The sequence below is a fragment of the Pseudomonas sp. JAI120 genome (assembly GCF_014207255.1).
GTDB lineage: Bacteria > Pseudomonadota > Gammaproteobacteria > Pseudomonadales > Pseudomonadaceae > Aquipseudomonas.
The window spans coordinates 376,329-403,327 of the sequence record NZ_JACHCZ010000001.1 but is presented as its reverse complement, the minus strand read 5'-3'; the positions used below and the strand labels follow the sequence as shown (position 1 = coordinate 403,327).

The window sequence follows — 26,999 nt, the reverse complement described above, 5'->3', positions numbered from 1 at the left end:
CTTTTTCAATGGCTGCCCGGCAGGTTTTGCTCGACGAACTGCGCATACCAGCGGTGCGTGGCCAGCAACTGCTCATGACCGCCGCAGCCACTGACGCTGCCGCCTTCCAGCACCAGGATCTGATCGGCACCGCGCACCAACATCGGGTTGTGCGACACCAACACCACGGTGCGCCCGCCATGCAGCGCCTGCAGGCTGCGATTGACCCGTGCTTCGCAGCGCGCATCGAGGCTGGCGGTGGGTTCGTCAAGCAACAGGATCGGCGCCGGGGACAGCAGCGCGCGCGCCAGGCCGACCCGTTGCCGCTGGCCGCCCGAGAGTAATGCGCCGCCCGGCCCCACCTCACTGTGCCAACCCTGCGGCAGGCTGCTGAGCACCTCATCCAATGCAGCATCCTTGGCGGCGTGTTGCAGTTGCGCAGGCGTGGCTTGCGGCCGGGCCATGCTGACATTCCACAGCAGGCTGCCGGCAAACAGCCCGCTGTTCTGGAACACTTGCGTGAGGTGGTTGGCCAAGGTGTGTTCGCTTAGCTGGCGAATGTCCACCTGGCCGAGTCGTACTGCGCCGGTCTGCGGGTCCATGCCACGCCCCAGCAAGGCCAGCAGAGTACTTTTACCCGCGCCCGACGGACCGACAATCGCCGTGAACGTTCCCGGCGCGCAATGGATGTCTACATCCTTGAGCAACTGCTCGCCGCCTTCGCCGCAGATATTCAAGCCTTGCCCTTGCAAACTTGCATCCTGAGGCTGCTCTCCGGGGTGCGGGCTGTGCAGCGTCGGCATGGCCAACACCGCGAGCACTTGAGATAACGCCTGCCACGCCATACGCAAAGCCTGGTCCAGGTAAGCCAGTTGCGACAGCGGTTCGATGAAGCGCACCAGCAACACCAACACCGCCACCAACAGCGCGCCGGATAACTGCCCCGCCGCCACCGCCAGCACGCCACCTGCCAACACCAGCGAAAACACCACCTGCACCGCCGCCGCAAAGCCAAGCCCGCTGGGCAGCGCGCGGCGGTTGAGACGGTGCGTGGCCTGGTGTTGCTCGTGCAAGGCCTGACGCAACGCCAACTGGCCCTGGCTGGCATCACCGGCGCTGCGGATCAAGGCCTGTTGCTGCGCGAATGTCTGCAACAGCTGCCCGGCGCGACGGTCGACTTGCTGGCGCAGTTGCTCCAGCGCCAGGCTACGTCGCCCGGCCCAACGCAGCAGGGCGAACAACGGCAGATAAGCCAGAGCCAACGCCAGCGCCAAACGCGGTTCAATAAAGATCAGCCCCAGCACCACCATCGTCGGCGTCACCAGCGCCGTTACCAGCGGCGCCAGCAAGTGCGCCGGGATGCCCATGCTGTTGAACACCGGCCCGCGCACCAAGTCTTCCAACTGGCCCTGACGCGCCAATGGCAAGCGCGGCAGCTGTTGCACCAGTTGCGAGACCAGGCCGGCCGCCAACCCGGCTCCCGCCAGATAACCACGGCGCTGGGCAACGTAGCTGACCAAGGCCTGCAGCAACGTCAGCCCCAGCAACAGCAGCACACTTGGTTGCACACTCTGTTGATCGAACCAGGCCAGTATCAGCGGCACCAGCGCCAACCCCGCCAAGCCATCCAGCACGGCGGCCAGTAGCATCCACCCCAGAGCGCCGCGCAGTACGCGCCGGGCCTGGTCGGGCAAATGACGCAACGGCGAAAGTACACTCATGACACGAACTCCAGTTGATCGGCCGTCGACATTTGCTCGTCCCACAGCTGGCGGTACAGACCGTCCACGGCCAACAACTGTGCATGACACCCGCGCTGCACAATGCGCCCTTCGCAGAGCACCAGGATCTGCTCGGCATGGGCGATGGTTTCCAGGCGATGGGCGATGATCAGCCGCGTGCGCCCGGCCGCGTCGTCACGCAGTGCAGTACGCAAGGCGCGCTCGGTCTGCGGGTCGGTGGCGGAGGTGGGTTCGTCGAGCAACATGATCGGCGCACGCGACAGCAGCGCCCGCGCAATCGCCAGGCGCTGCAATTCGCCGCCGGACAGCCGCACATCATCGTCCACCAGGCTGGCGTAGCCTTTGGGCAACCCCGTGATCCAGTCATCCAGGCAGGCCGCCTTGGCCGCGGCGCGAATCTGTTTTTCACTGGCGTGGGGCTGATACAGGGCGATGTTTTGCGCCAGTGACAGGCGCAATGCCCCCGCCTGCTGAAACACCAGCGCCAGATGCTGCTGCAATTGGCGGCTGGCGATCTGCCGAACATCCACCCCGCCCACGCGCACATGCCCGCTGTCGACGTCCATAAAGCGGGCGATCAAACCGGCCAAGGTGCTTTTTCCCGCGCCGGACGGCCCCACCAGCGCGGTGGTAGTGCCCGGCTCCAGGCGCAGGTTGATCGCCTTCAGTACCGTGACATCACCCTGGGAGAAGCTCACATCGAGCATCTCCACGCTGGCGTCCCGAGGCGATTGCGGCGCGTCGGGTTCGATCAACGGCGGTGTACTCAACACCTCCTGTAGGCGCCGGGCACTTGCGCGCGCGTTGTTCAGCGCATCAAAGCCGTGCCCCAGCGCCAATACCGGCGCCGCCATGGCGCGCACCAGCAGCAAAAAGCCACACACCTGCACGGCGCCCACTTCGCTCACGCCGATAAATAGTGTGCCAAGTACCACCCAGGCCAACAGCCACGGTGCGCTGAGCAGGACCTGGATCAGCGCAGCAAGATGACCGGCGCGGCTCACCCAATGGCTGAAGCGCTGATCAAACTGCTGCACCGCCTCTTGCACACGGCGATGAATGCCCGCGCTGGGAAATTGCCGGACCAGGCCCAGGTTGCCGGCGAACTGGCTGTAGTCGCTGAACAACCGCTGGATTGCGCCATTGCGCTGGGCCACGTCCTCGCGGTAACGCGCCGAGCCCAGGCGCCAATAGCCCAGCACGCCCAATGCCAACGGCAGCAGGCACCAGAGCGCCAGGGCACTGTTGCTCCACAGCAGGTAGGCCAGGGTGGCCATGGGAATCAACAGCAGGTTGACCAGGTCGGTCGGCGCATGGCCCACCAGTTGGTGCAAGGCCCGCACATCCTGCTCGGCGTAACGGGTGACGCCCTCGGGCCCCAGCCGTGCAAACCAGCCCAAGGGCAAGCGTTGCAGATGCTCGGCCAGGCGCACGCGCAGACGGTCACACAGGTCGGCGTCCACCTGGTGGGTCAGGTGCAAGGCCAGGGTCTGGCCGCACAACCACAGCGCTGACGCCACCACCGCCACCACCACCCAGTTCAGTGCCGAAGACGCCAGCGGCGGCGCCTGGCGCAAGCTGTCCGCCAGTTGCGCCAAGGCTATCAGCGGCAGCAGCGAGCAGATCCCGGCGACGGCCTGCAACGCGATCGCCGCCCCTAAGCGCGCACGGAAAGGACGCAGCATTTCGCTCAAGTGGCTCATCGGACGTGCTCCAATGCCTGGGCCAGGCCGGCCGCCGGTAACGTCAGCGACGGCTGCTGCGGGAACCCGAGCGCCGCCGTCACCTGTTGCCATAGCCTCACCACTTCCAGGCTGCGCTGTTGCAGGCGCGCCAGCCCCACCCCCGTGATCAGCGGTTGCAATGCACTGGCCGCAGTTGTCGGCCAGACGCGGCGGTAAACCTGCGCCCAATCCGCCGCCGCGGCCTCCAACACTTCGACGCACGGCAGCGGCTCATCGGCCTGCGGCCCAAACAGGTCGAACACCCCGTCGGCATCTTGCACCGGCGCACGCACGGCCGGCAGCCACAGCAACGGTCCGTGGGGCGAGGCCAACAGCAACGTGCCGCTGTCAGTAGCGATGCTGATGCGCTGCAACCTCTGCATGCGCCCGTCATCATTGGCGGCCAACTCATTGAGCACGCGCAACGACACCGGCACTTGCGCCATGACCAGGCTGATATCCCGCCAGGCCGACAGCGCCGGTGCCACGCAGTCCACCGACCATGGGCCTACCGATTCCAACACCGCCGCCAGCACATCGAGGGTCGCGTAACTCACCTGCACCGCGCAGTCGGCGTCGATATGGCGAATGCCCTGTTGACGATGCAGCTGCCGCGCCAGCTCGATGAACCGCGCCACGCACGGCAACTGCGGGTAGAAACTGTTGAGCAGGCAGCGCCGATGCAGGCGCGCCGCCGTGCTCAGCAAGTCTTGCAGTTCCTGGGGCAGCAACGGGTGCTCGATCAGCACATCAATGCCCCGCTCCATCAGCGCTTGCGCCAAGGCGGGGCCCTGTTCGCCCCTTGCTGCGCCGCCCACCGCCACGCAGGCCAGTTGTGTGTCGGCGGGTACGTGGGCCAAGGCCTCGAAACACGGCACTTCGAGATAGCGAGCCAGTGCGCGGGAGCGACGGCTGCCCTGCCCCAGCACCCCGACCAGTTCCAGGTGCTCGGCCGCAGCCACACCAACGGCGTAGAACTGGCCGAAGCGCGAGCCCACCACCAGGGTTTTCACAGGCATAGTCATGGGCGTTCCTCCAGCAAGTAACGACTCAGCCCGGCGTTCAAGCACTCGAAGTGATTGCCGCGCAGGGTCTGCACAGTCAGCGGCGCCAACGACGCCGCCTGCCACCAGGCCTGCAGAGCGGCCTGGTGATCGGGGATCAACGGGTTGGCGACACTCGGCACAAACAGGCGGATGGCGCCCACATACGGCGCGCCGTCGCTGTAGTGGCTGGCGCGCACGGAATGAGCGAACACCCGATACAACTGCTCATCGGCAATGCCCTTGGCCGCCGCCAGTACGCGGGATTTGAGCGCAGTGGCGTCCAGATCCAGGTGTTTGTCGAGCAACGGTTCAGCCGCCGGCAACCCCAGCGCAGCGGTGTCCAGCCCCAGGGTGCCGGCGAAGCTGTAGAGCATCTGCACTTCATCCTCCACCAGGTACGGAATGCGGTAGCTCGATACGATGTCCACCCGACGCACCTCGGCGCCCAATTGCAGCAGGGCCTTGGCCAGCTCCAGCGTTACTAGCCCGCCGGAGCAGTAGCCCAGCAAGTCGAAGCGGCGCCGGCCGCTGTCCCACAGCGCCTGGGCATACCGTTTGCCGAGGGTGGCGTTGATATGCTCCGGCGGCAGGCTCAAGTAATCGTCGCTGTCGTGCACCGCCAATCCCAGCAACGGGCCGCTGCCGGCCAGTTCGGCGATCAACCCGCGATACGGCAGCAGCGTGCCGAGCCCTTCATGCACCAGCACCCGCGCTGTGCCTTCACCCGCGGCCAGTTCCGTCAGCGCATCCACCCGCCCGCGCCCACCCAGCGGCGCACGGCGGGGGTCCGTGGAGGGCACCACTGCGGGGGCTTCACTGCTCGACTCACTGCGCAAGCGCTGGGCCAGGCCTTCCGGGGTCGGCTGGCTGAGAGCCCAGCGCAACAGGCGGTCGAAGGGTTGCGCACGGGCCAATGGCTCTTGCTCGCGCAAGCCGGCGATCAATTGTGCGATCAGCAGCGAGTCACCACCGGCGCCGAAGAAATCCTGATCCGCCGACACCCCACTGCAATCGAGTACTCGCTCCCAATGCGCGATCAAGCGCTGCACCAACTCATCCGCCACTTCCGTGCGCGCACGGCGTGCCGGTTCGAGCTGGCGCTGCTCGGCTTGGGTGGTCAGCGCGCGGCGGTCAATCTTGCCATTGGCGGTGACCGGCAAGCGGTCGAGTATCCGCACCTGCGCCGGCACCATATAACGCGGCACGCGCTCGGCGATGAAGGCCAGCAACGTCTCCTGGCTCAGTAATGGCCGGTCGGTTTTCACGCGTGCGACCAACAGGTCGTAGCCCAGCAGGTGCAGCACACTGTCGGCCGACGCCAGCGATTCGGCCTGGTCGCCGGCCTCGCTGTTCAGCCACGCCAGCCACTGGTCCGTATGCACGAACAGCTGCCCGGTGGCGGCGCGCACGTCCTGCGGCGTCTCCATCATCAGGCTTTGGCTAATGCTGATTTCGCGGTGTTCGCGGGTCAGTTCCTGGATCACCAGCCAGGCATCGGCTTGCAGCAATTGGCGTAACCCGGCGAGCAGGCGCGGTGTATCCAGGGCGTTGTTCAATGCGCCGGAGCTGAGCAGCAGGTCCAGGGACCCCGCGGCAAGCCCTTGTTCGCAGGCGGGTTTGTTCATGTCGAACGGCATGAAGCGCACCCACGGATACGCGGCAAAGCGTTCGCGCGCAGCGTTAAGGAAATAGCTCGACACGTCGGAAAACACATAGTCGATCTGCACCCCGTCCGCTACCAACGGCGCCAGCGCGGGGATGATCAGCGCACTGGCGGCACCGGTGCCGGCGCCCACTTCCAGGATGCGCCAGCGGCGCTGGCTCTGGCGCGCAACGATCGCGCAAACCGCCTCGGCCATGGCCCGATGCAGCACTTGGGCATGCTGGCCACGGCTGTACATCGCCTCGGCAATATGTGCCGAGCCCTGCGGGAACATCAGGCTTGCCGGGCTCAGGCGCCCGTCCAATTGCTCGGCCAGGCGGGTCGCGCTGGTGCGCAGGTAATCGACCAACTCCAGCGGCCAAAGACCGCTCGGCGCCAGACGGGCGAACTGTGCCCAGGCATCGTCCTGACTCAGGTCAGCCGTGCTGACCTGGCAGCGCCAACCGTCATTGTCTGCACACAGGTAGCCGCTGTCGGTCAACAACGTAAGCCAATGCCGCAACAGGCGATGCTGACCGGCGTCGAGTTGCAAGGCCTGGCACAGCGAGTCGAATGCCACGGACTGCCCCGGGATCAGCAAGCCACTGCCGCCCAACCAATGCAGCAACGACACATCCGCCGCCCGATCCAGCGCAGCCAGTGCTGCTTCGATGGCGGCGCGCGGGCCGAAATCCGCGTGTTCAAGGGTGTGGCGTGCCTGGCGCAGGACTTCGCCCAAGTGCGTGCTCAGGTGAGGCGCAGGCGCGTTGGTGTGCAGGGTGACGAAGCTGCACAGCGAACGTTCGTGACGCTCGCCGAGCAACACCGTGGTACTCGCGGCGATTTGCGGATGGGCCAGCCAGCCCGCGTCGATTTCCGCCAGTTCGATGCGGTGACCGCGAATCTTCACCTGGTCATCCTGGCGCCCAAGAAACTCGATCAAGCCTTCCGCGTCCAGGTAACGCCCCTGGTCACCCGTGCGGTACAGGCGACGCCCGCTGGCATGGGTGATGAACCGCTCGGCGCTGCGTTGCGGGTCTTCGGCATAACCCAGGGCCAGGCCGAGTCCGCCGATATGAATCTCACCACGCACGCCCACCGGGCACTGGCGGCCCAGCGCGTCGAGTACTTCCAGGGTCTGGTGCTTGAGGGCCCGGCCGTAGGGGATGCTTGGCAAGGCCGTATCTTCGGCACGAATGGGATGCTCCACCGACCAGATCGCCGCTTCGGTGGCGCCGCCCAGACTGAACAACTGGCTTTCGGGCCAGCGTTGCCACCAGCGGGTCGGCAGCGTGGTGGGAATCCAGTCGCCGGACCACAGCACACAGCGCGGCCCGGGGATTGCGCCGGGCTCGGTCTCCAGGTAATCCACCAGCATCTGCCCTTGTGCGGGCACCGAGTTCCACAAGGTGATGCCGTGTTCCTGCATCAATTGCGCCCAATGCGAAGGATCGGCGCCGCGCTCGGGGTCGGGCAGCACCACCTGCGCACCGACCGCCGTGGCGCCGAAGAAGTCATACACCGACAAGTCGAAACTCAACTCTGCCAGGCCCAGCACGCGGTCATCGACGTTCACCGCGTAGCGCTGGTTGATGTCATCGAGGGTGTTGACCACCGCGCCATGGCTGAGCATTACGCCTTTGGGCGTGCCGGTGGAGCCTGAGGTGTAGATGATGTAGGCCAGGTCCGCGGCCTCTACCGCCAGCGGCTCACGGGGTGGCCAATGCGGGTCGGCGGCAAGCGTATCGATGGCGATGCGCGGAAGTTCAAGGCTGTCCGGCCATGCCTGGGCTTGCAGAACAATCACCGCAGCAATCCCCGCGTCGCGCAGGATCGCCTCGCGGCGCAAGGCCGGTTGGCGGATGTCCACCGGCACATAGGCCGCGCCCATCTGGGTAATGCCCAGCACCGCCATCAGTTGCCAGGCACTCTTGGGCAGCATCACCGCCACCCGCGCCCCCGGCTGCACGCCGAGCGCTTCAAGCGCCTTGCGCACCGCGGCGGCATGCTGGGCGACCTGACGATAGCGGTAACGGCCGTCGCGGTCGCTGATCACGAGGGCATCCGGAGTTCGCCGCGCCTGTTGGGCGAAGCCGTCGGCGATATTGCGCGCTGGGGCGCTGGCGTGGATCGGCGGGTTTGCCTGCTGCGCGGGCAGCACGATGTCGCCACGCACTTGCCACAATTGCGGGTCGCAGGCCAAACGTTGCAGCAAGTCGACGTAGGCTGCGAACATCTGCGCGGCCATACCTTCGGGCAGCACGCCGATGCGGACATCCCAGCCGATCTGCAAACCGCCGTATTGGTCGCTGACCTGGCAGTCGATCCACACTTGCGGGGTTTGGCTGATCATGTAGCTGGGCGGCTGCAACACACGCCCGGCATCGCCGAGCATGCGTTCGACGCTGCCGATGCCACTGGTGAACACCACCGGCATCAGGTCGGCGCCACGCCCTCGCACACGGGCCAGTTCGCGCAGTACCTCAACGCCGGTGAAGCGGCTGTGGTCGAGGTCAGCGAACAGCTGCGCGCCGATACGCCGCGCACGCTGGACAAAACTGGCGCCCTCGGTGCCGTCCACCGCGAGCAGGCTCAGCGCGGTGAAGTCCCCCACGACCTGGTCCAACTGCGGGTGCAGGTTCGGCCGGTTGAGCACGGTGAGGTTCAGGCAAAAGTCCGGGCTTTGGCTCCAGCGCCCGATCACCTCGACAAACGCGGCCAGCGTCACACCCGCCGCGCTGAGGCCTTGGGCGCTGGCAAGGGCGCACAGGGCGTTCCATTGCCCGCTGCTCAACACGCCATGGTGGTGGGCGAAACGCGTGGAGCCCAAGCCCGCGTGCTCGCTCAGCGGCAGGTCCGGACGCCCGGGCAGGCTGTCCAGGCGCGCCAGCCACCACGCCTTGTCGGCGTGCCAGGCGGTGCTGCCGCGCGCTTGCTGTTCGTGCTCGAGGTAGTCGCGAAAGGTCGCTTCCAGCGCCGGCCAGTGGCGCGTCGGTTCCAAGTAGCGCTGGGTGAGTTCTGCCAGCAGCAGTTGCAGGCTGGCGTAGTCGAACAAGGTGAAATCCACCGAGCAATGCAGGATTGCCTGCTCGCGTCCCACACTCAGTTCGGGCAGCAGGATCGGCCATTGATCGAGCGCATGGCAGGCATGGTCCAGGCGCTTGCGCACGCTGTTCAGGTGCGCCTCCAACGCCTCGGGCGTGGCGTCGCGGCGGTCATGCACCGGCAGCCGTTGCCATGGCACCTGGGCTTGCACACGTTGCTGATGGTTATCGACCACCGCGCGCAGCATCGGGTGACGTTGCACCACGGCGTTCCAGGCCTGTTCAAGGTGTCCGGTGTCGACGTTCGCCGGCCACGGGTATTCGACATACAAGTGGCAAGCGTTGCCGCCATAGTCAAAGGCCGGGTTGCGTCCCAGTACATAGGCGCCCTGTACCGCGCTCAAGGCGAAGGGTTGCAGCGCCTGCTCCGGCTGTGCGCGCCATTGTTGGGGCGCAAGATGCACCAGCAGCGCTGGCCGCTGGGCGCGAATACGCTCCGCCAGGGCTGAGTCCAATGCGCCTTGCGGCGCGCGAAAATGCAGCTTGCCGTCAGTGGCCCAGAGTTCGATCTGGCGTTCACGGCAGATGTGCAGCACATCATCCAGGCTCATAACACGCCCTCCTCGATAACCACTTCGCCGCTGCGCACCAACAGCGCGGCCATGCCTGCCAATGTCGGCTGCAGGTAGAAATCGCTCATGCGCAGGCTGGCGCCCAGTTGTTCACGCACGCTGGCCAGCAGCCGCGTCGCCAGCAGGCTGTCGCCGCCCAGGCTGAAAAAGCTCGCCTGGGCGCTGCGCACCGGCCGTCCCAGGATGGCCTCCCAGCACGCTGCCAGGGGCTGTAGCTCGGCACTGAGTTCGCCGTCTTCGTTGTTTGCCGGTTGCCTGCGTTGCAACGCGTCGCTGAGGCTGGCGTGCAGGCGCGCGCGGTCGATCTTGCCGTTGGCATTCAGTGTCAGGCGCGGTACGGACCACAGATGTTCGGGCCGCATCGCCTGGGGCAAGCGTTGTTGCAGCCATTGGTCGAGGCTTTCAGCGGTCAGGGTTTCATCCGCCGCACGCGCACTCAACAGCAGCATCGCGGGGTTTTGCCACAGGCATTCCAGGTGGCGAAAACCGCTCTGGCCGAGCAGGTGCGCCAGTTCGGCAGCGTCAGGCAATACCGGTGCGCGCTCATCCAGCAGCGCCGCGCTGACCAGCCGCAACGGCGAGTCGCGCAGCAGGTCGGCCAGCAACAGGCGGCCTTGCGGCTTGAGCAGTGCCTGCGCCAGATTCAGCCCATCGCCGGGCTGAGCATAACTGTGCAAGGCCGCGAAGCTGATCACCACGTCGTACTGTGACCAGTGTTCAGCGGGCAGCACGCCCTCCACCAGCAATTGGCTCGCCACGCGCCGGCGCTTGCCCACGCTGGCCGCCAGCAGGCCGGGGCTGCTCTCGAACAAGGTCAGTTGCACGTCGCGCGAACTCGTATGGTTCAGCCATTGCTCCAGCAACTGCCCGCCGCGCACATCCAGCACCGCGACTTTCAGCGGTGTGCCGCTGTGTTGTTGGAGCGCCTGGCTCAGGGTGTCCAACACCTGGCGGCCCGCCGGCAGGTTCAACGCCATGGCCTGCGGTGCCAGCAACGGATCGAACAACACTTGCGAGGCGCCGTCTTCGGTGCGCAACAGCACCTGCAAGGCACCGACCATGCGGTGCAGATCCGCCTCGCGCCACCCTAAGTGCGCCAACGCGTCGTGCAGGCTGAGCGACTCGACATGCTCGGCCAGCCACTCGCGCCACGTGTCGAGCAGGGCGCTGGGCGGCGGGTCTTGCAGCAGGCGGCGCAACAGCTGCGCGGTGACCTGGTGTTCTGCGGCCAAGGTGTCGTCGAGCATCGAGACGGCCGGCAACGCTTGCGCCGATGCAGATTCAGGGCTGATCACCACGGCCGCGCCGAGGCTGCCGTTCAAGACCGCAGCACAGGCGCTTTCAATCCGTGGGTGGGCGGTGAGCGCCGCTTCGATTTCCCCCAGTTCGATACGCTGCCCGCGCAGCTTGACCTGCTGGTCCATGCGCCCGAGAAACTCAAGGGTGCCATCGGCCCAGAAGCGCCCGCGGTCGCCGGTGTGGTACCAACGCCCGTGCTCATCACTGCGAAAGCGCTGTGCGGTCAGCAGCGGGTCATTGCGATACCCCCGCGCCAGGCTTGCACCACCGATCAACAGTTGCCCGATCACCTGGTCCGGCACATCGCGCCCGGTGGCGTCCACCACCCGATACGCTTGGCCGGCCAAAGGCTTGCCATAGGGAATCGACGGCCAGTGGTCGGGGACCTCATCAATGCTTTGCAGGTTCGACCAGATACCCGCCTCGGTGGCGCCGCCCAGGCCATACACGCGGCACTGCGCGGTGGCGTGGCGCCGCAGGCGTGCGGCGAGGTCGAGGGCAATCCAGTCTCCCGACAGCAACACCGCCCGCAGGCTTCGGTAATCACAGGCATCGGCGCCGACGCCCAGGGCCATTTCCAGCAATGCCGGGGCCGAATTCCACAGGCTCACGCGGTGTTCGGCGATCAGTTGCGCCCAACGCGCCGCATCGCGGGTTTCTTCAGGTTGCAGCAGCACCAAGCGAGCGCCCTGCCCCAGCACGCCAAACAGGTCGTACACCGACAAGTCGAAATCCAGCGCCGACACGGCCAGCAGGCAATCATCCGGCGTGACCTGCAGTTCGGCCTGCACCGCGTCGATCGTGTTGATTGCGGCGCCATGGCAGACTTCAACACCTTTGGGAATGCCGGTAGAGCCCGAGGTGTAGATCACATACGCGCTGGCGCGCGACGATAGCGCTTTCGGCGCGGCCAATGGCGCGGACTGCTCAAGCACCGCCGGGTCAAGCCATTGCAGCGCGTTGCCCGGCGGCTGATCGGCAATCACTCGGGTGATGCCCGCAGCCGATTCGATCAGGCTGCGCCGCGCAACCGGCTGTGCGGTGTCCACCGGCACATAGCAACCACCGGCCGCCAGCACGCCGAATACCGCGGCGATCTGGCGAGGCCCACGCGGCAGGCAGACCTCCACCGCCTCGCCCTGACGCATGCCCGCCTCAAGCAAACCCGCCGCTATACGCAGGGCTTGAGTGGCCAGATCGTTATATGTCCAGCGTTGCGCGCCGCAGATCAGGGCGAGTGCGTCGGGTTGCCGGGCACTTTGGCGAAAAAAGTCTTCAAGCAGGCCACGCCCCGGCGCTAACGCCGGCAGGCTGTTCTGCTGGTCGCGGCACGCCTGTTGCGCCAGCGGCAACAACACCGGTTGCGGCTGGTTCCAGTCGCTGTCGGCGAGACGCTGCACCAGCTCGACATAGGCGCTGAACATCGCCTGCAGCACGCCTTGCGGGAACAGGTCGGCAACGCTGTCCCAGGCCAGCAGCACGCCGTCCTCAAGCCGATACAGTTGGTGGTCGAGCCACACTTGCGGGGTTTGCGAGAGCATGTCGTGCAGGTCGCCAAACACCTCACGAAAGCTGGCGGGGACAAAACCCGAATCGCTCAGGTTGCAGGAAAACACCACCGGCGCGGAACGCGGATGACCTTGGCGACGTGCCTCACGCAGCACTTCCAGCGCGGGAAACGCCGCGTGGTCGATGGTGGCGTGCAGGTCGCGCTGGTAGCGCCGGGCGCCTTCGGCAAACGGCAACTGCGGCGCGTCTTCACACGCCACCAGCAGCAAGGTGGTGAAGTCGGCAATCACCTGGTCGATGGATTGCTGATCATCGTGACGATCGAACAACGGCACATTGAGCAGGAAGCTCGACTGTTCACTCCAGCGTGCCAACACCGCGTTGAACGCTGTGGCGAACACGCTGGGCAACGTCAGGCCATGGGCAGTCGCCTGGCGTTGCAGGCGTTCGACTTCTGCGTGACTGAGTACGTAAGCCTGGCGGGTAAACCGTGGCGCACGGATCGATTCCGGGGCACAGGCCAGCGGCAGTGCGGGGCCGTCCGGCAACTGCGCAAGGCGTTGGCACCAATGCTCACGATCTCGCGCATACGCCTCTGCGCGACGTTGGCGGCGCCGGCCCAGGTAGTCGGCAAACTGCACGTCCGGCGCGGGCGCAAGCGCGGCCGGCGCCTGATAGGCCTGGCCCAGTTGCGCCATCAACAGGCGCAGGCTTTCCACGTCGACGGCCAGCAGGTCGACACTCAACCACACACGATCACGGCCTTCGGGCAACTGCACCAGGCCGACCAGCAACACCTGCCCCGCTTCCACGGCCAGGCATTCATGCGATCGCCATTCACGCAGCGCGTGCCAGGCGTCTTGCGCAACTGCTTGAGTGTGGTGGCGCCAATCCTGATGGTCGAAAACCGGCAATTGCGTTGCGCCAAGAATGCGTTGGCGGCCGTCGTTGAAACTGGCCCGCAACATCGGGTGACGCGCCTGCACGCACTTGACTGCCGCTTCCAGGCGTTGCGCATCGATGCCCTGGCAATCGAATTCCAGCCATGCGTGGCAACTGATATTGCCCAGCACTTCGGCGGGCCCGCGCCCCAGCCAGTACGCCTGTTGCACCGCGCTGAGTTCAAAACTGTCGTCGGCTGCGCTCAACGGGGCGACATCAGCCACCTCCACACGTCGCACCGCCTGGCCATGCAGCAGGCCAAGCCAGGCCGCGAGGCTGGGTTCGGCGCTGAGTTGGGCGAAGTCGACCCGCAACCCATGGCTGCGCAGGCGCTCCTGCAAGTACATCAGGCGGATGGAATCCAACCCGCAGCCCAAGAGGTTTTCCTCATCGCCCAGGCTGTCGATTTCTTCCACGGTAGCGCCCAGCAACTGGGCAAGGTGTTCGATCAGCCATCTGCGCAGTGCGGTGGTGTCTGCTGTTGTCAGCTCGCTCATGAAAAGCTTCCTGTGACCCGTCTAGATAAAGTCCCTGGCTCACCAAGATGGAAGCCATTCTCAATTGGAACTCTATCGCAAGCGGTTTTTCAGAAAGCGCTCAGGGCTTTAGATAAACAGGCCTTTTCATTCGATTCAGAGACACCGTGCCGTGATCAACGGATTTCGCTGGGCGATACACCGTAGCGTTTGCGAAAGGCGATGGAAAAATGCGCCGGGCTGAATCCCACGCCATAGGCGACGGTAGACACATTGCTTTCCTCGTCGCTGAGCATGCGGTGGGCTTCGTTGAGACGATGTTCGTGCAGGTAGCCGAACACGCTGGTACCGAACACTTTGCGAAACCCCGCCGTCAGTTTGCGCGGGCTCATGCCCACGTGGCTGGCCAGGGCGTTCAGGCTGGGCGGTTCGAGCAGCGAGCGCACCAGACGGTCCCGGGCGGCGTGTACACGCTCCACATCCGACGAGGTGATGCGCAGCTTATGCTCCGGCTGCCCGCGCTCACCGAGCAGAAACTGCGCGCTCAACGCGGTCAATTCCAGCGCCTTGCCACCCAGGTATAACGAGCGGCTCGGGCCCTGCATCGGGCATGTTGCAATTTGCGTGGCCAGTGCCTGCATCGCGCGCGGAGCCGGGCGCACCATCATGTACGGGTCGCCGCCGCCACTGCTGAGCAGCTTGCGCGGGGCCAGGCCGAGATGGCGGTCGAGGGATTCGAGGTCCAGCTGGACGATGGTGTAGCGCAGTGGTGTGGTGGTGCCGTAGATCTGCGACGAGGTGAACTCGCCGTCGTTGACGATGGTGCACAGGCTCGGCCCCTTGATCGACTGCTCGCTGTGCCCGGGGATGCGGCACGACAGCTCGCCACTTTGCACCAGAATCAACTTGAGGCCGCGCTCCAGCGGGTCCTCGACCCAGTTTTCGCTGTCTGACCACAACGTGCCGGTGACCAGGGTCATGTGCGGGTCCAGGTAGACCGTTCCGGGTTGGTTGCCCTTGGGTTCGGCCTGCGTCTCTTGTCGACTGGGGGCGATGATCGTAATAGTCATTGGGTTTTCCCTTGATCCTGAGGCCATTACGCGGGGCCTGACCTGAATGAGGAGGAGGCTTTTAAACCGTAAACCTCCCTGTTTATAGCCGCTGTGTATTTCATCTAATGAAAAAGTCACAGGTCCGAAAGCCTTGGCGTTGAGAAGCGCTCGGCGAAGGACAATGATAATAGATCTCATTTAGGCGTTTGTAGCCAATTATTTCTACAAATAGGGGATTCCATGTCATTGCACACCTGCGCACCCGATTCAGACAGCGTTGGCGACGCGCCCGACTGGCCTGCCGCGTTCGCCGAACGCTACCGCCAGGCCGGTTACTGGCAAGACCAGACCTTCGCTCAGGCCCTCGATACGGTCGCCGCGCGCAACCCATCGGCCATCGCGATAACCGACGGCCCCTTGCACCTCAATTACCGCAGCCTGGCAGACCGCTGTCGGCGCCTGGCTGGCGGTTTGCACGCGCAAGGGATCGCAGAGGGCGACAATGTGGTGGTGCACTTGCCCAACGGCACTGCGTTTATCGAAGTGTGCTTTGCGTTGTTCCGCCTGGGCGCCCGGCCGATCCTCGCCCTGCCCGCCCACCGTCAACATGAGATCGGCGGCTTTTGTGGGTTTGCCCAGGCCTCGGCCTACATCGGCTGCGCTCAATTGGAGGGCTTTGATTGCCGCTCGATGGCGCGCCGACTGGCCGCTGCCAACCCGCTGTTGCGCCATGTGGTGATCGACGGCGATGCGCAGGAGTTCACCGCGTTGAGTGAGCTTTACAACAGCGCGCCGCTGGAACGGGACGCCGGTCGCGCCGACGCCGTGGCGTGTTTCCAGCTGTCGGGAGGCACCACCGGCACGCCAAAGTTGATCCCGAGGCGGCACGCCGAATACCTCTATAACGTGCGCGCCAGCAGCGAAGTCTGCGAGCTGGATGCGCGCACCGTTTACCTCACCGCGTTGCCCATGGCGCATAACTTCACCCTGTGTTGCCCGGGTGTGATCGGCACCCTGCTGGCCGGTGGGCGCGTGGTGTGTACGCGCCGCTCGGACCCGGAGTCCTGCTTTGCGCTGATCAGCGAGCAGCGGGTCACCGTCACCGCCTTGGTGCCGCCGCTGGCGATGCTCTGGCTGGACGCCCAGGACCATCGCCAGGCCGACCTGTCCAGCCTGCGCGTGCTGCAAGTGGGCGGTGCGAAATTGCTCAGCAGCGCGGCAGAACGGGTCACGCCGACGCTGGGCTGCACCTTGCAACAAGTGCTGGGCATGGCCGAGGGGTTGTTGTGTTTTACCCGCCTGGATGACCGCCCGGATCTGCTGCTGCATACCCAGGGCCGTCCGCTGAGCGCCGATGACGAAGTACGCATTGTCGATGAACAGGGCCAACCGGTGCCCGAGGGTGAAGTGGGTGAACTGCAAGTGCGCGGCCCCTACACCATTCGCGGCTACTATCGCCTGCCCGAACACAATGCCCGGGCGTTCACCGCCGATGGATTCTATTGCAGCGGTGATCGGGTCAGGCGCACCGCCGACGGTTACCTGGTGGTCGAAGGTCGTGACAAGGACCAGATCAACCGCGGCGGTGAAAAAGTCGCTGCCGAAGAAGTGGAAAACCTGCTGATCGGCCATCCCCAGGTACACGACGCCGCACTGGTGGCGATGCCGGATGCGGTGCTCGGCGAATCCACCTGTGCCTTTATCGTCGCCCGTGACCCGGCGCCCTCGGCCTTCGCACTCAAGCATTACCTGCGCGGCCACGGCCTGGCGGCGTTCAAGGTGCCGGATCGTATCGAGTTCGTCGCACACTTCCCGCACACCGGCGTGGGCAAAGTCAGCCGCAAGGACCTGCGCGAGCGCCTGCGCCAGGCCTGGCTGCAGAGTGCCGCTTCGTGAGCCTGCACGACAAACGCTGGGTACGCGCTTATCGACTCACGCCCATGCCACGCTGGCGATGGGTGTGTTTCGCGCATGCCGGGGGCAGTGCGAGTTTCTTCCGCGACTGGGTCCACGCTCTGCCCGCCGACATCGACCTGTTGGCCATCCAATACCCGGGCCGCGAAGACCGTTTCAGCGAGCCGTGCCTGACCGACATGCAGCGCCTCGCCGACGGTGCCGCGCACGCGTTGTCGTGTTACGCCGACCGGCCGCTGGTGTTGTTCGGCCATAGCCTGGGCGCGGTGGTGGCGTATGAAGTGGCGACGCGCCTGGAACAACGGGCAATCGCCGTCGACCACCTGTTCGTGTCCGCCCACCCGGCGCCGCAGCGCCAACGCGGCGGGCAGTTGCACCTGGGCCCCGACGCGGCCTTGCTGGACGATGTGCGGCGCCTGGCCGAGCGCCCCAATGCGTTGCTGGAGAACCCGGCCCTGTGCGAATTGTTCCTGCCCGGCTTGCGCAACGATTACCGCATCGTTGAAACCTACACCTGCGCACAACCGCGGCCACTCAAGAGCCGCATCGGGGTGTTCTACCCCGAGCAAGACCCGGAAATCGAGCTTGATGAAGCCATGGCCTGGCAAGCCGCCAGCCACCGGCCACTGCACCTGCAGCGCTGGCAAGGCGGACATTTTTACCTGGTCGAACAGCGCCAGGCACTCATCGACGCCATCGTCGCGACGCTGTCGACCCCATCGCCCTCCTTGAAGGAAACCTTTCAATGAAAACCCCCGACGCCTGTGATGGCCTGCAGGACATTCGTCACGCCATCGATTCACTGGACCACCAGATTATCGACCTCATGCGCCAACGCATGGCTTACGTCAAAGCCGCCGCGCGCTTCAAGCCGACCGAAAGCAGCATCGCCGCGCCCGAACGCGTTGCCCAGATGCTCCCGCAACGCCGCGAGTGGGCCGAGCAGGCCGGGCTGGACCCGCACTTCGTCGAAACCCTGTTTGCCCAGATCATCCATTGGTACATCGGCCAGCAAGTGTTGCACTGGCGCGCGATGAGAACGCTGGCATGAGGGCCTTTGCACAGCCGCACGCCCATGCCGAGGGGATGACCGAGGTGTTCGAGCACGCCCAGCGGCGTGCCGTCGAACAAGGTGAGCCGGTGTTGGCCAGTTACTCGATGAGGATCGCCCCGCTGGACTTGCTGGCACTGTTTGGCAGCGTCGACCAACCTGGCGCCGAGTGCCTGTTCTGGCGGGCGCCGGAAGACGACAAAAGCCTGTTCGGCTGGGGGGTGGCGGCGGAACTGAGCAGCGCGGGCCCTCAGCGTTTTGCCTCGGTCGATGCGCAATGGCGACACTGGCTGCAAAGCGCGGTGATACACGGCCCGCTGGCGCCTTCGGTGTGCGGCGGCTTTCGATTCGATCATCAGGTCAAGGCCAGCCCCGCCTGGCAGGGTTTTGGCGATGCGTCCCTGTGGCTGATGACGCTATTGCTGGTGCGCGACGGTGCAGACTGTTGGCTGGTGTGCCAACAGCGCGTCGCGCCCAGCGATGCGGCACGTTGCTGTTGCGAGCACGTACTGAAGGAGTGGAACACGCTGATGGATCGCTACCTCAGCGGCGCGCCCCCGACGGCTGCACGGCAGCACACCCGCGACCAGAGCCTGCCGCGGGCCTGCTGGGAAAGCAAAGTCGCGCATGCCCTGGACGTGTTGCGCGACACCGCGTTGAACAAGGTGGTGCTGGCGCGGGAAGTGGTCAGCGAATTTTCCCGGCCTATCAGTGCCGGGCGCACCTTGGCTGCCCTGGCAATCAACGACCCCACGGCGTACTTGTTTGCGTTTCGACGCCACCACGCGTGTTTTATCGGCGCCTCCCCAGAGCGCCTGGTCAAACTGCACAACGGTCACCTGCAAACCCTGGCGCTGGCGGGCACAGCCCGGCGTGATCCCTGCCCGGAGCAGGATGCGCAACTGGCGCAAACGCTGCTCGGCTGCCAGAAGAACCAGCATGAGCATGCCGTGGTGGTGCAGATCATTCAGCGTGACCTGGCGCCCTGGGTACGCCCGTTGCACGTTCCCCCGGCGCCGCACATCAAGCGGCTCAGCCGCGTGCAGCACTTGGCGACGCTGATCGAAGGCGCACTGCGCCCGCAGAGCAGTTTGCTGGACATGGTCGCAGTCCTGCACCCGACGCCCGCCGTCGGCGGCCATGAACGCGGCCAGGCGCTGGAGCATATTCGCCAATTCGAGGGCTTTGACCGTGGCTGGTACGCGGCGCCGTTAGGCTGGCTGGATGCCCACGGCAACGGCGAATTCATCGTCGGTTTGCGCAGCGCCTTGCTCAACGGCAACCAAGCCCGTCTATTTGCTGGCTGTGGCATCGTCGAACACTCCGACCCTGCCAGCGAATACGACGAAACCTGCATCAAATTGGCGGGCATGCGCGCCGCGTTGCAGGTATAACCCGCTGCCCGATGCTTGAATCAAGGCCGGCGCAGGCCTACCCTGCACACGGAAAATTCACCCTCTGAGTCAGGAAGACCTTACATGTGGGATGGCAACGTTACCTTTGGTGATTCATGGGCCGGCTACATTGGCCGCGCGGATCAGAACACTGCCCACTCCCATGTTGCCATTCAGCTGTGCATCGGCGTACACCAGCCCGTCACCCTGGAGCTGCCACGCCAGTCGATCCGCGCGGCCGGCGTGATCATCGGGCCCAATGTCGAGCACCGCGCCGTGCCCGACATTCATCCGGTGGCCTTTGTCTACGTCAACCCGGATACCCCGTTGGGGCGTGCGCTCAATGCGTTGCTGCAAGACAATGGCATCGCCCTGGCCAGTGACGAACTGCTCGAGTGCTTTCGCCACTCCAGCTCCCTGTCTCAGTTTGTGGAAGCGCTGGGGCGCTTGCTGGCGATTACGTCGCCCATCGACCAACGCCTCTACAAGGCCTTGAACATTCTGCGCCTGGACCGCGACGGTCCGGGCTCCGTCAGCCGCGCCGCGAGTGCGGTCGGCCTGTCCAGCCCGCGCTTGCGCTATGTCGCCACGCACCAGATGGGCGTGTCGCTGTCCCAATGGATCATCTGGAACAAACTCGAGCGCGCGTCCAAATCCCTCGCTGACGGTTCCACCTTGTCGGATGCCGCCGCCGACGGCGGCTTTTCCGACCAGGCGCACTTGGCCCGCATCATGCGCCGCATGATTGGCATGACGCCCCGCACCGCTGCCAGGGTTTTGCGAAAGACAAGCGTTTCGTTCAAGACGCATTGATATCAAAAAGCCAATATCGATCGCATCTTATTCGCGAAAACGATAAGCGCTGATTGCCGGCCTCACACAGCACCTCAGCGCTACCGAAAGTGAATGCAAGAGTGTTCGCCAGGGGTACCCGTGCCCGGGATTTGGCGGAACGCACCGTTAATTCTTTCGATGAGTCCGCAGGAAGCGTCCTACATGTCAGAACAGCAAAAATTAACCGTCCTTCTCACGGGGGGCTCAGGCGTACTCGGTGAATCACTGATCGACTGCCTGGCAGAGGACTTTGACCTGGTATGCCTGGCGCGTAAAAGCCGCATTCGCCACCCGCGAGTGGAGGTGCTCAAGGGCGATATATGCAGCCCGCGACTGGGGCTGGACGTCGGCGATTATGAAGCGCTGCTCAAGCGTGTCGATTGGGTGATCCACGCCGCAGCGGTGACCCGCATGGATGGCGATATCGACCAGATTTTTTCGGTGAACTACCTCGGCACCGAAAACGTCGTGAACTTTGTCCAGCAAGCCAACGTGCCGCTTTACCACATCAGCACCGCCTTCACCCATCCGTGCGACTACTACGAAGGCGTGCAAGCAGAAACGCCTTACGAAGTCGCCAAGCGCCAGGCTGAAACGCTGGTGCGCTCGGCAGGTATCGATGTTTCGATCTTTCGTCCCTCCATCATCATCGGCGACTCGGACAGCGGGCACATGCCCAACTTCCAGGGGTTTCATATGACCATGGGGCTGATGATGTCCGGCGTGCTGCCTATCGTGCCCTGCCCGCCTGCCGGGTATATCGACTTGATCGCCCGTGACGTGGCGGCGCGGGCGATTGCCAACGCGTTGCGCCAGCGCTTGATCGGCGCAGACTACTTTCTCACCAGTGGCCCGCATGGGATGGCGTGCATCACTTCCTGCAGCACAAAGCGCAACACGCCACGGACCGCCCTGAGTGCCTAAGCCTCGCATGACCACAGGGAGCAGGACATGACCAAAGGTAAATTGATAAAACTGACACTGTGCGGCGTTGTGGTCGGTGGGTTACTGCTGCTCGGCTGGCAGCGTTGGCAGTATTCCAACGCTTACGTGAGTACCGATAACGCCGAGCTCGATGGCGTGATCATTCCGGTGCGCGCCAAGCTCTCGGGCGTGGTGATGAGCGTGCCGGTGACAGACAACGTCACGGTGCAAAGCGGTGATCTGCTGTTTCAGATCCGCGACAGCGAATATCAATACCAGGTCGAGCAGCGTGAGGCGCAATGGCAGGCGTTGCTTGCCGCCGCAGGGCGCGGCGGCGGTCCGGGTGCGTTGGACAGCCAGGTCCTCGGCGCGGTCGCAATGCGCCAGGCGGCGCAAGCGGCGCTGGCACAATCCAGCGCCAATCTGGAGCAGGCGCGCAACGATTACGGGCGCGCCCGCCGCCTGGGCGCCCAAGGTGTGTTGAGCACCCAGGATCTCGAGGTGGCCAAGGCGCGTTTCGACGCCCTGAGCCACGCCCAGGAAGCGGCACGCGGCAATGCCCAGGCTGCCGCGCAAAGCACCTTGGCCAACAAAGCCGAACTGAAAGTGCAGGACTACCGGATCGCTGCGGCGCAAGCCGAACTGGAACAGGCCCGGATCAAGCTGCACGACACTCGTCAGACCGCGCCGGTGCGCAGCATCGTCTCGAAAAAAGAAGTCGAGCCGGGCCAATTCGTGGTCGCCGGGCAGAAGCTGTTGAGCCTGATTGCCACCGACCCGCTGTGGATTACCGCCAACTTCAAGGAAACCCAGGTCGGGCGCGTGCGGGTCGGCCAGTTGGCCAAGGTCACTGTGGATGCGTTTCCCGGGCAGGCTTTCGACGGGGTGGTCGAGAGCCTCGCACCGGCTACCGGTGCAAAGTTTTCACTGCTGCCCCAAGAGAACGCCACCGGCAACTTCACCAAGGTGGTGCAGCGCGTGCAGGTCAGGATTGCCCTCAAAGACGTGCCGGATGACTACAAAGCCTTGTTGAGCCCCGGCATGAGCGCCTTCGTCGAAGTCGCCACGCAACAGCACGGCAGCCACACGTTATGAAGTCGCCGTATCTGATTGCGCTGACCGTGACGCTGGTGTCGATGATGGAACTGCTCGACGTGACCATCGTCAACGTGGCGATTCCCAGCCTGATGGGCACCTACGGGGCGTCGGTCGATGAAATCTCCTGGGTGTCCACCGGCTACGTGGTGGCCAATGTAGTGATCCTGCCGGTCAGCGGCTGGCTGTCGGCCTGGTTCGGGCGGCGCACTTATTACCTGGTCTCCACGGCGCTGTTCGTGCTGGCATCCGTGGGCTGCGCCTTTTCCGCCGAACTCTGGCAACTGGTGGCATTCCGCGTACTGCAAGGCTTGGCGGGCGGCGGGTTGCTGGGGATTTCACAGGCAATCATTTACGACGTATTCCCCGAGGAGAAGGTCAGCAGCGGCATGGCGTTGTACGGCGTTGGCGTGATGATGGGGCCGACGTTGGGCCCCACCGTCGGCGGCTATCTGATCGACACCTTGTCCTGGCACTGGATATTCCTGATCAATCTGCCTATCGGTGCTGTGGCCCTGCTGCTGTGCTGGCTGTGCATCGGCGACTCCGCCAATGAAAGCAAACCCAGCAGCGTCGACTACAGCGGCTTCTGCCTGCTGGCCCTGGGCGTCGGCAGCCTGCAGATCCTGCTGGAGCGCGGCGAGCATTGGGACTGGATGGAATCGAACTGGACGGTTGCCTGCCTGTTGCTCAGCAGCTTCAGCCTGGTGGGGTTCTTCTGGTGGGAACGGCGCGCGAACAACCCGATCGTCAATGTGGCGCTGTTTCAGAACCGCGAGTTTTTGATGGGCTGCATCTGCGCGTTTTGCGTGGGTTTCGGGCTGTACAGCACGTTATTCATGGTGCCGCTGTTTTTGCAGACGTTGCTGGCACAGAGCGCGTACCAGAGCGGGCTGGTGATTTTCCCCGGGGCGGTGGCCAGTGCCATCAGCACCTTGGTGATCGGCAAGCTGTCCCAGGAAAACAAGATCGACGAGCGCGTGTTCGTGACCTTGGGCATCGTCATGTACTGCTATGCGATGTTCCTGCACACCCAGTTCACCCTCGACAGCAACCCGGACACGCTCTATTGGCCCCTGGTGATTCGCGGCCTGGGCCTGGGCATGATCTTCGTACCGCTGACCAACCTGGCCATGCGCCGTCTGCCGCTGACGTTGATCTCGGGCGCTTCGGGCGTGCTCAACCTGATGCGCCAGCTGGGCGGCAGCGTCGGCATCGCCATTGCCGCGACCCTGCTCACGCGGTTCTCGTGGGAGCGCTATCGCCTGCTGTCCGAGCATGTGACCGAGTCCAGCCTGGTTGCCAGTGGCTGGGGCGGCGTGGAATCCAACCCGCTGTTTCTGTCCCTGAACCTTGCAAGCCATCAACAAGCCTTGGCCCTGATGCCTTACCTGCAAGCGCGTGAACAAGCGCAAATACTGGCCTTCAGCATGCTGTTCGGCATATTGGGCGCGGTCATGGCCATCGGCATTCCCATGGTGCTGATGATGCGCAGAAGCACCCTCAGCCGATAACTTCTCCAGTGGAGCACATCCCCTTGCGTATTCCAGGGCTGCATCTCGACCCGATCACACTGCTCACTTTCCTGTGCGGCCTCAGCCTCGCCTGCTGCCCGGCCAATGCGGCGGCGGAAGACTTGTACCAGCTGTACCAGAAGGCGCTGACCCACGACATGAAGTTCGCCGCCGCACAGGCGCAACAATTGGCCACCGCGGAAAAAGAACCGCAAAGCCGTGCCAACCTGTTACCGGACCTGTCGGTCACCGGCGGCGCGGCGTGGGTCGATGCCGAGGATTCGTCCGACTACCATCGCAACCGCAATAACACCAACGCCTATGCCGTGGTTCTCACCCAACCGCTGTTGCGCTGGCAGAGTGTGGTTGCCCACGACCAAAGCAAACTGATGATCAGCGCCAGCGAGGTGCAGACCGAACAGGCGCGCCAGGACCTGATGCTGCGTGTCGCCCGCGCCTACTTCGACGTACTGCTTAACCAGGAACTGCTGAACACCCGCACGCAACAGTTGCAAACCCTGCAGGAGAGCCAGGACCGCACCCGGCGTTTGTTGGCCGACGGCGCCAGCACCCACAACGCGCTCGAACAGGTTCAGGCCAAATACGACCAGGCCTTCGCCGAGCAAATCGCCGCACGCGGCGCGCTGGATATCGCCACCGAAGCCCTCACCCAATTGACCGCCGCCCAGGCGCGCCCATGGTCGGGCAAGGAGCCACAATTCAGCGCTCCGGTGCCCGCCGCGATCGGCGCCTGGGCCACCACCGCACAACAAGGCAACCTCGCCGTGCAGCGGGCGCAGATTGCCCAGCGCCTGGCCGAAATGGACATCGACAAGGAACAAGCCGGCCACTTGCCGACCCTTGACCTGATCGCCGCCCATGGCCGTTTTGCCTCGGTCGGCGGCGATGTGTACGACATCACCCTGCCGGAGAATCGTTATAACCAGACGGTGGTCGGGGTCAAACTGAGCGTGCCACTGTATGGCGGCGGCCGTACCAGCAGCCGCGTGCGCGAAGCCCATGCGTTGCACAGCAAAGCCCTGGATGAACTCGAAGATGCGCGCCGCAGCGCCGGGCTGATGGCCCGCCAGGCCTACCTGCAAGTGACCAGCGGCATGAGCCAATACCAGGCGCTCAAGCAGGCGCTGAAATCCAGCCAGGTCAACCTCACGTCGGTGACCCACGGCTTCGAGGCCGGTGCGCGCATCAACACGGAGGTGCTGGACGCACAGCAGAAAGTCACGGACACCCAGCAACGTTTGGCCCAGCAACGCTACGCGATTCTGCTCGCGCAGCTCAATCTGCTGGCGTCGACGGGGAACCTGAACGACGTGCGTCTGCGTGAGGTCAGTCGCCTGCTCGATTGAACCCGGTGCGCGCCCCATTCAGCCCATGTACCTGAGCCATTGAATTCAGGGTTCGATAATCGAACGGGTTCCCACTTCTGCCGTTCAAGTTCACTGAGTGAATGCGGATAGCACGATCACTATTACTTAAGTGGTCTGCGGAGGCGGCCGGCGAGCACTTCAAGCGCATTGCCGGGGGCGATCTGACCCGCGAAGTCGTCTCGCCTGGCCGCAACGAAATTGGCGAGTTGTTCCTTGAACTGCAACGCATGCAGGCCAGTCTGAATCGCCCCGGATTTCGTAGATGCCTCTTTGCCTTGAACTGAGGCCAATTAGGAAGTGCAACGCTATTGATCGCCTCGCCTTTCTTTATCTGCCAACACCCGCACGTTCGTTGCCCACCTTTTCGGTTCGGCTTGAGGTACATTTGGCGTCGCCTGCACATTCAATGCTTGACTTACCTCGCGTCTAACACACGGTTTAAGTCGCTCGCGGGGACGACGTTACGCCGCCCCTTTACCAAACGTTATGTGAATAAGGGAATGTATGCGTTTAGCTTTAGTTCTTTTCCTCTCTCTGCTTCCAAGCCTTTCGTCAGCAGATATTGAACTTAACAATATGATTGATAGCGCTCGAAGCGTTTAAGGGAGAAAGACGAGAGATCCAAGTCGGTCGAACCGCGTATGCACCACTGTGCAAACGCCTCGCCCAACGCGGCGGAATGTTTGAAGCCGTGACCGGAACAGGCGGACACCACCAAGGTGTGCTGCCACGACGGATGCTCATCGATAATGAAATGGCGATCCGGCGTCACGGTGTAGGCGCAGACAGCAGACTTGACCACGTTCGAGGTAACACCGACGATGCGGCCGCGCACCTGGTGCTCATACATGTCCCGCTCTTCCGCCGACGAGACCGTACGATCCATTGTTTGCGGCAACGAAGTAGTGTGGTATTGCGCGGTGGCGATTTTCAGGCTGGCCTCGCCGTGTAATGCGGGAAAGCCGTAGTTGATTTTGTCGTCGCCACGGCCGTGAGTGAGGATAAACGTCGGTGAGTGACCCACCAACTCGGCGCCCTCCTCCAGCCCGAACCAGAACAGCTTCTGCCGGTAGACGCTGAGCAGGCTGTCAAACGGCTCGCCAAGCAAACCGCCGCTCCAGTTGCCGGCGCTAATCACAAGCTTGTTTGCAAAGAGCGTGCGCAGATTCGTAGTGACATGGACTCCCTGCTCATTCGAGCTAATCCCAGTGACGGTTTCGCCTTTGTAGAGGATTGCTCCGTGTTGCTCGGCCAACTTGAGCTGCACATCAATGCAACGTTCAGGACGTACAAAACCTCCACCTGGCTCGAAATAGCCGATGGCAGTGTCGTGTACGTTGGCAAATTGTGGAAAGCGCTGGCGAATCTGGTCGGCGGATAAAACGTCGTGCTCGATGCCATAGGCCTGTGCTAGGCCGATGGTGCGCAATGTGAAGTCGGTTTTATCGTTGGGGTCAAACTCGGGACTCGAAGTCAGAACCAATAGACCCGACTGTTCGAACAGCGACTCCCCTGACAATTGCTCAAGCTCGCGCCAGATGCGGTGGGAATTGCGCACAATGGGAACGTACTGCGCGCCCTCACCCACCGAAAGCCGGGTAATACGCGTATCGCCATGGCTGGAGCCCAGGTTGTGAGGTGGGTGATGGCGGTCGATACCAACAACATTCGCACCCGCCTTCGCCAACTGATACACCGTAGCGGACCCCATGGCCCCCAACCCCAATACCACTACATCACACCGCTCGGACATCAACTCTCACCTGTCAAAAAGAAGCCAGTTGAAAGTGAAACCGAT

The 26,999-nt window shown here is 64.1% G+C and carries 16 protein-coding genes and 1 pseudogene; 10 read left to right on the top strand and 7 right to left on the bottom strand.

Features of this window, described 5'->3' with window-relative positions:
* Nucleotides 1–5: 5 nt before the first annotated feature.
* The 6 genes from HDC32_RS01905 to HDC32_RS01880 all read right to left on the bottom strand — a co-directional run bounded on the left by HDC32_RS01905 (nucleotide 6) and on the right by HDC32_RS01880 (nucleotide 15,105).
* A complete protein-coding gene (locus tag HDC32_RS01905) occupies nucleotides 6–1,700 on the bottom strand; it encodes an ABC transporter ATP-binding protein (protein WP_184742247.1) in 1,695 nt (564 codons plus the stop codon).
* Complete coding sequence (locus tag HDC32_RS01900; protein WP_184742245.1) at nucleotides 1,697–3,424, bottom strand: ABC transporter ATP-binding protein; 1,728 nt, start codon at nucleotides 3,422–3,424, stop codon at nucleotides 1,697–1,699. The genes HDC32_RS01905 and HDC32_RS01900 overlap by 4 nt, the downstream gene beginning before the upstream one ends.
* The gene (locus HDC32_RS01895) at nucleotides 3,421–4,470 is read right to left on the bottom strand and encodes a Gfo/Idh/MocA family oxidoreductase (RefSeq protein WP_184742243.1); all 1,050 of its coding nucleotides are present in this window, start codon (nucleotides 4,468–4,470) and stop codon (nucleotides 3,421–3,423) included. Before HDC32_RS01895 ends, HDC32_RS01900 begins: the two co-directional genes overlap by 4 nt.
* Nucleotides 4,467–9,788: a non-ribosomal peptide synthetase gene (locus HDC32_RS01890; RefSeq protein ID WP_184742241.1), complete on the bottom strand. Its 5,322-nt coding sequence runs from the start codon at nucleotides 9,786–9,788 to the stop codon at nucleotides 4,467–4,469. Before HDC32_RS01890 ends, HDC32_RS01895 begins: the two co-directional genes overlap by 4 nt.
* Nucleotides 9,785–14,056, bottom strand: coding sequence for a non-ribosomal peptide synthetase (locus HDC32_RS01885; RefSeq protein WP_184742239.1), 4,272 nt, complete (start codon nucleotides 14,054–14,056; stop codon nucleotides 9,785–9,787). The genes HDC32_RS01890 and HDC32_RS01885 overlap by 4 nt, the downstream gene beginning before the upstream one ends.
* A 155-nt stretch (nucleotides 14,057–14,211) precedes the next feature.
* Nucleotides 14,212–15,105 carry a helix-turn-helix domain-containing protein gene (locus HDC32_RS01880; RefSeq protein WP_017849084.1) on the bottom strand — a complete coding sequence of 298 codons (894 nt, stop codon included), beginning with the start codon at nucleotides 15,103–15,105 and terminating at the stop codon, nucleotides 14,212–14,214.
* Between the two features lie 222 nt (nucleotides 15,106–15,327).
* Between HDC32_RS01880 and HDC32_RS01875 the strand changes: the two genes are divergently transcribed.
* The 10 genes and pseudogenes from HDC32_RS01875 to HDC32_RS32345 all read left to right on the top strand — a co-directional run.
* Nucleotides 15,328–16,983, top strand: a complete 1,656-nt coding sequence (locus HDC32_RS01875) for a (2,3-dihydroxybenzoyl)adenylate synthase (RefSeq protein WP_184742237.1) — start codon at nucleotides 15,328–15,330, stop codon at nucleotides 16,981–16,983.
* Nucleotides 16,980–17,750 carry an alpha/beta fold hydrolase gene (locus tag HDC32_RS01870; protein WP_311771950.1) on the top strand — a complete coding sequence of 257 codons (771 nt, stop codon included), beginning with the start codon at nucleotides 16,980–16,982 and terminating at the stop codon, nucleotides 17,748–17,750. Before HDC32_RS01875 ends, HDC32_RS01870 begins: the two co-directional genes overlap by 4 nt.
* A complete protein-coding gene (locus tag HDC32_RS01865) occupies nucleotides 17,747–18,052 on the top strand; it encodes an isochorismate lyase (RefSeq protein ID WP_017849081.1) in 306 nt (101 codons plus the stop codon). Before HDC32_RS01870 ends, HDC32_RS01865 begins: the two co-directional genes overlap by 4 nt.
* On the top strand, nucleotides 18,049–19,446 hold the full coding sequence (locus HDC32_RS01860; protein ID WP_184742235.1) for an isochorismate synthase: 1,398 nt from the start codon (nucleotides 18,049–18,051) through the stop codon (nucleotides 19,444–19,446). The genes HDC32_RS01865 and HDC32_RS01860 overlap by 4 nt, the downstream gene beginning before the upstream one ends.
* Nucleotides 19,447–19,530: 84 nt before the next feature.
* Nucleotides 19,531–20,259, top strand: a complete 729-nt coding sequence (locus HDC32_RS01855) for an AraC family transcriptional regulator (RefSeq protein WP_184742233.1) — start codon at nucleotides 19,531–19,533, stop codon at nucleotides 20,257–20,259.
* Between the two features lie 183 nt (nucleotides 20,260–20,442).
* The gene (locus HDC32_RS01850) at nucleotides 20,443–21,204 is read left to right on the top strand and encodes an SDR family oxidoreductase (protein WP_260403568.1); all 762 of its coding nucleotides are present in this window, start codon (nucleotides 20,443–20,445) and stop codon (nucleotides 21,202–21,204) included.
* Between the two features lie 27 nt (nucleotides 21,205–21,231).
* Nucleotides 21,232–22,299, top strand: a complete 1,068-nt coding sequence (locus HDC32_RS01845) for an HlyD family secretion protein (protein ID WP_184742231.1) — start codon at nucleotides 21,232–21,234, stop codon at nucleotides 22,297–22,299.
* A complete protein-coding gene (locus HDC32_RS01840; RefSeq protein ID WP_184742229.1) occupies nucleotides 22,296–23,813 on the top strand; it encodes a DHA2 family efflux MFS transporter permease subunit in 1,518 nt (505 codons plus the stop codon). The genes HDC32_RS01845 and HDC32_RS01840 overlap by 4 nt, the downstream gene beginning before the upstream one ends.
* A gap of 23 nt (nucleotides 23,814–23,836) precedes the next feature.
* Nucleotides 23,837–25,180, top strand: a complete 1,344-nt coding sequence (locus tag HDC32_RS01835; RefSeq protein WP_184742227.1) for a TolC family outer membrane protein — start codon at nucleotides 23,837–23,839, stop codon at nucleotides 25,178–25,180.
* A gap of 146 nt (nucleotides 25,181–25,326) precedes the next feature.
* Nucleotides 25,327–25,440 (top strand): annotated as a pseudogene (locus HDC32_RS32345) (HAMP domain-containing protein); the annotation flags it as partial.
* A 329-nt stretch (nucleotides 25,441–25,769) separates the two neighbouring features.
* Here HDC32_RS32345 and solA read toward each other — a convergent pair.
* The gene (solA, locus tag HDC32_RS01830; protein ID WP_184742225.1) at nucleotides 25,770–26,954 is read right to left on the bottom strand and encodes an N-methyl-L-tryptophan oxidase; all 1,185 of its coding nucleotides are present in this window, start codon (nucleotides 26,952–26,954) and stop codon (nucleotides 25,770–25,772) included.
* Nucleotides 26,955–26,999: the final 45 nt, after the last annotated feature.